Source organism: Delftia sp. RIT313 (assembly GCF_000632165.1).
In the GTDB taxonomy this organism is placed as follows: Bacteria; Pseudomonadota; Gammaproteobacteria; order Burkholderiales; family Burkholderiaceae_C; genus Comamonas; species Comamonas acidovorans.
The window spans coordinates 1-6,275 of sequence record NZ_JFYT01000004.1; the positions used below are offsets into that span (position 1 = coordinate 1).

General features: G+C 64.1%; 1 protein-coding gene. It reads left to right on the forward strand.

What is annotated here, in order from left to right:
- Window positions 1-6,275: hypothetical protein (locus BW39_RS02560; RefSeq protein WP_043819550.1), on the forward strand; the 6,275-nt coding region annotated here is incomplete at both ends.

Genomic DNA, 6,275 nt, shown 5'->3' on the forward strand with positions numbered 1-6,275 from the left:
ATCACCAACTACGACCGCAGCAACATCGGCAATTACCTGCGCACCGCCGCAGTCGACCGCACAACCACCCTGGCCTACGACAAGGCCAACCGCCAGGTGCTGGAAGTGGACGCCATGGGCGCTGTGCGCCAGATCGGCTATGGCAAGGTGAACGCAGGTGGACCCGCTGCGCCGGGAACCGCGGCTGGCGGCCAGTTGCACGCCGTCACCATCACGACCTACGCGACCACCGCCAACATCGCGAGCCTGGCTCTCGCAGATATCACCTTGGCCCGAGTGCTGGGCATGGTGCAGGCCAGCGCCAGTCAGGACCGGACCAGCGTGCAAGTGCTCGACGGCGCCGGCCGTACCGTGCGCTTGGTCGATGCCAACGGCTTCGTGACCGCACGCGAATACGACGGCACGGGCCAGCTCGTGCATACCGTCGAATACGCAGCCAGCAACGGTACGACCTCGGCCCAGGACCGCCACACCCGCTACAGCTACGACGGCGCAGGCCGTCTGGCCAGCACCACGGATGCACTGGGCAACCGCGAAAGCTACAGCTACAACGCCCTGGGGCAGAAAACCAGCTTTACCAACAAGGCTGGTGCCACCTGGAACTACGACTATGACCCGGCGGGCCGCATGGTGCGCGAGACTTCGCCGGCGGTGGACCTTGTGGCATTGCAGTCTCCTGGCAGTGCACCGACCTCCTTGACTCTGGACCTGGGCAACACAGGCCCGTCGCGAGTCGTCACGCAGCTTACCTACGACAGCTTCGGCAACCTCACCTCTCGGACCGAGGCCCTGGGCCGGCCAGAGCAGCGCACCACGCGCTACGAGTACGACAAGGTGGGGCGCCAAGTCAAGACACTGTTCCCGCCTGTAGGTACCTACGTGCAGGAAACACCAGCCGAACGCATCGCCAACGGCCGCAACGGGGAAGCCAATCGGGTCGAGACCTTGCAGCAGGCCAGCAGCGAAACCCGCTACGACGCGCTGGGCAACGCCGTGGCCAGCCGCGCCATGGGCATCCCGGGTGTCAAGGAAGCTTGGAGCTACAAGAGCTATGACCGCGCAGGCCGTGTCAGCTTCGACGTGGACGCCGCTGGCTTCGTCACCGGCTACACGCGCAACGCCTGGGGCGAGACCGAGCGCCTGGTGCGCCACGCCCAGGCCATCGCCCTGCCCTCGCCGGCCGGCACGGCCCTGGCCGATGCCGCCGTGCGCCAGAGCGTGCAAGCCAACCACCCCGCCAACCGCGAAATCCTCACCAGCTACGACAAGATGGGCCGCACGCTCACCGTGCAGGAGCCCCTGGTCTTCAACTACGACAGCCAGACAGGAGAGACTGCCAGCGGCCGCAGGAGCACCACCCACACCTACAACGCCTTCGGCGACCTGGCATCGACCACAGTCAACCTGGGCAATGCGCGCAACGCCGTCACCAGCTACGGCTACGACAAGCTGGGCCGGCGCGTGGCCACCACCGATGCGCTGGGCTACATAACTAGCATGGCCTACGACGCCATGGGCAACCTGATCAGGCAGGTCGAGTACGCCAAGACCGGCGCTTTGGCATCGGCCACTCCCAGCACGACGATGGGAGACCGTGTCACCGACTACAGCTACGACCTGCTGGGCCGCAAGACCGCAGAGACACGGCGCGGCGTGGCGCACACCGGCGTCAACGCCGGCGCGCAGCAACAAGGCGACGTGCTGTACGACAAGACGTCCGACCTCACCACCTCGTACAACTATGACGCGCTGGGCAACCTCACGCGCAGCACCGATGCGCTGGGCGGGATCACCTACAACTTCTACGATGTCCTCGGGCGCGTGCGCGCCACCATCACGCCAACCGTGAACCTGGGTGTTGCGGCCACGGGAGCGGGTGCCAATCCCGTCAACCCGTTGACAGAATTCCAACGCGATGCGCACGGCAACGTGCTGATCACCACCCAGTACGCCACCGGCGCAAGCGTTGCAGCCGATGCGCAAAGCTATTCCAAGGCCCTCTCTGTCAATGACCGCGTGACCTATGCGAAATTCGACGCCCAGGGTCATACCACCCAGATCAACGATGCCACCGGAGCCAGCCGCTATTACTCCTACGATGCGCAGGGCCGGCTGGCCAAGGAGTGGCAGACCGTCACCATCACCGAGGCCAATGGCTACAGCCGCTGGGGCACGATCTGGCGTGCCTATGAGTACGACGTGCTGGGCCGCCAGACCCATTCCTTTGCACCGTCTGAAAGCGTCAGCCTGGGTACGCTGACTGTCAGCGACACCGAACTGAGCTACAACGCCTTTGGCGAGGTCACCAAGAAACGCGTACTGGACGACGGCCAGGCGCTGCAGGGCGAGGAAGCCTACGAATACGACAATGCGGGCCGTGTCTGGCGCACCAATGCGGGCGACGGCGTCTACAAGGTCCTGGCATACGACCTGCAGGGACGGCAGACCGCTCAACTCGTATCGGAAGGCCTGGACCTGAAGACCGCCTATCAGGACACGCAATCGGCCTTGAACGCCCAGGCCGCGAACAAGGCACAGTTCCGGCGCACGGACATGCGCTACGACGCGCTGGGCCGGCTGGTGCAGACTCTGGCGCCCGAGCGCGCGACCGAGCAGCCGATGAGCATCTCCACGCGGCAGAACATGCTGTATGGGGTCATCACGCAAAGCGAGGTGGACATCCAGAATGTGCCCGCCAACTACCAGCGCAAGCCATACAACCAGGTGGATCTGGTCTGGCGCTCGCTGGAAGATCTGGGCAGCGGTGATGTGCGCATCACGCTCACCTATGACACGCGTCCGTTCACGCAGACCAACCCGGATGGCGACAGCTACAACGTCACCAGCCTGCGCAACCAGACCAAGACCGTCATCGTTCCCGCCGAGGCGGCCGTGGAAGGCTACAGCCTCAAATGGGTCAATGAAAACCCAGGCGCACCTGGCGTGGGCGCAGTCTCCCGCGTCAAGGTCGAAAAGCTGGATGTGTACGGAAAATGGGTATCCATCTATGACGTGGCCAACACCCAGGCCACCCAGACATCGTCGCTGAACTGGACGACGGCCCCCAGCCCCGGCTACCTCTGGAACGAGGCAGGCGACGGGCGCATCCCCATCTACCGTTACTACAACCGCTATACCGCCACGCACTTCTTCAGCACCAGCCTGACCGAGCGCGAACGTCTGCTCAACGCCGCCAATGGTTGGCTCGACGAGGGAATCACCGGCTATGTGAGCAAGGACCCAAAACCAGGCTGGGTGCCCTTGTACCGCTGGACCAAGGTCGGCGCGCCAGAGATGTCGCAGTACACGAACGGCGCTACGCCGACCGGTGGCTCCTGGCAGTACCAGGGCCTCGAAGGCTACGTGGCCAGCCCCTCGATTTCCGATATGGAAGCCGCGAACCAGGGGCTGACCAAACTGTACCGCCTGCAGAACAACGACAGCGCCCAGGGCAATGGCATCTACACCACGTCCGAGAGCGATCGCAGCGCCCTCCTCGGCTTGCAACAGATTAAAGACAACCAGCCCAACCTGCGCCAGGTGCAGATGTTCGGCGCGTCCACGGGCCTGAGCATCGAAGTCAGCTACCCCCAGGACCTGGTCAGCAAGACCGCCCTGGAGTACCGCCGCTATGGCAGCAACGATGCCTGGGCCACGGCCCCCACCACCATCCAGAACTCGTTTGGATCCGCGCACAGCTTTGAGGTGGGCGCTCTGGGACTGGCTCCGGGCGGCTACGAGTACCGCGTGCGCAACACCAATGCGCAAATGACCCGCGATGTGGGCTCGGGCACCTTCTCCATTTATGGCGCGGGCTACCCCGATACCGACAGCCTGCCCGCCGTGGCTGGCGTGAACCAGGGCAACGCCATCATCGATGGCTCGGCCTACCGCGTGCTGCAGTGGCCCAAGCCCGCCTCGGGCTGGAGCGTGGAGTTCCGCTACCGTTCCCAGGGCAGCAACGGCGGATGGACCTCGCGTACAGAGGGCAATGGACTGTTCGCCTACGGCGACGGACGCACGCGCGACATGGGCATAGGCATGCAGGGCACGCCGTTGAACATGGGCGCAGGCAACTTCGAATATGAAGTGGTCATGGTCAACAGCGCCACCGGCGAGCGCATGCGCTCTACCGGCACGCTCAACGTACCGGCCAGCCCGGGAGTGACCAATACCTCAGCCTCCCCCGTCAGCCAGAACAACAATGTCAAGAACCTGGGCGTCGTCGGATATGTGTGGAGCACTCCCGGCCCCGGCCGTACACCGCTGTACCGCTTCTACTTCCCCTACCAGGGCAATGACCATCACCTGACCACGGCGGACCCATCGGTCATCGCAGCCTTCCAGGGAATGATCTCCTCGGGCGCCGTCACCAGCGACGGCATCCTGGGCTATGTGGAAACCACGGCCACAGCGAACAACAGCCGCCTTTACCAGTACACCTACGGCGGCCAGAGCGTATACCGCCTGACTGCGCGGTCGCAGGACATCGGCTCCTACGTCACGCTCAGCACCAAGCCGGCTGCCGGCTTCCAGTGGTCGCCCACCACCTGGTACCAGAATGCCTACCAATTCGATGGCTACATTTCCAAGGTCCCGCTGGAGGGCACAACACCGCTGTATGCCGTGTATGACGGCAACTCCGTGGGCAACCAGAGCCAGGGCGATTACCTGACTTCCACTCAGGAGCACGAGATCACCTCGTACTACCTGCTCGACACGCGCATGGCCGCCACTGCCAACGTTGCGGGCGTGGGCAACAGTCAGGCCAACATCGACGGCCAGACCTACAACATGCTGCACTGGAGCACGCCCGAAGCCGGAGCCCGCGTCAAGGTCAGCGCCGTTCCCGGCATGCCGGGAGGCACGCCCACCATCTGGAGCCAGGGAGACGGCCGCGCCCAGTTCCAGGGCGGTGCGGCATTGCAAGGCATCGTGCTGGATGCGCTCAATCCCAACACGACCTACCGAATTACCGTCGAAATCCAGTACCCGGCCACGGCGCAGCGCGCTGCCTACATTGCGCGCTCCGAGGTCACCATCACTGTGCCCGGTTCAGGTGCCAGCTCGGCCGTCGTGCAACGCGACACCACACAGGCGTACACCCCGCAGATCCGCGCCAAGGCAGGCACACCCTTCAACCTCAGCAACCGCGCCGTCACCAACCGTGAATACGATCGCTGGGGCAACCTCACCCTGGTGGATGACCCGCGCGTACAGGCAGGGCAGACCCTGTTCAAGACCAGCTTCACCTACAACGCCAGCAACCAGCTCATTTCCCAGACACAACTGAGCAGCTTCGATGGTCCGGCAGACTACGCCACCACGCGCATCTACTACGACGCCCTGGGCCGCCAGGTCGGCGTGCGCGATGCCAACGGCAACCTCAACGCCCAGGTCCGCGATCTGGCCGGCAACGTGGTGCAGGAGCGCAAGGCCGACGGCGGGCGCATAGACCTCAGCTACAACACCTTCGGTGACAAGGTCAGCGCAGCCGAGCGCATGACCGACACGCGCACCGTGGTCACGAACTACCGCTACGACAAGCTCTCGCGTCTGACGCAGACAGAGCTTGGCCGGGCCATCTCGCGCTTCGAGGTCCAGGGCATAGGCAACCAGCCCGGTCAATGGGCACCGGACCGCAGTGACCATGGCGCCAATGGCGTGACCATGACCGGCCCCATCACCTACACCATCCTGGAAACCGTCCAGTACGACGAAGCCGGCCGCAAGGTGCGTGTCGTCAATGGAAACAACGAAGCCACGCGCTACCGCTACGACCTGGCAGGCAATGTGACGCTGAGTGGACAGGAACTGGCCAAGACCGTGCACTCGCTGGACAAGCGCGACACGACGGTGCCGCTGAGCGCGCTGGGCAATACCAGCTATTACCGCTACGACGCACTGGGCCGCAAGATCGGCTTCACCGACGCCAGCTCCATGAGCCAAGACTGGCGCTACGACATCTTCGGCCATCTGACCGAGCGCAACGACGACCAGATGGGAGGCGCAGCGCGCATCAAGTATCAGTACACCTACAACCAGGCGGGCCAGCTCACCCATGAAGGCAGCACCCAGAACAACATCCAGCGCAAGAGCCTGGACTACCGCTACGACGGCGCCGGCCAGCTCATTGAAATCAAGGACAACTACCTGGGCCAGCTCAGCAGCTACACCTACGACCTGGCCGGCAACCGACTCACCGAAAAGCTCACCCAGAAGACCAAGCTGGCTTCCGGCCTCATCGAAAACGTGGTCTACCAGGACAACCACCT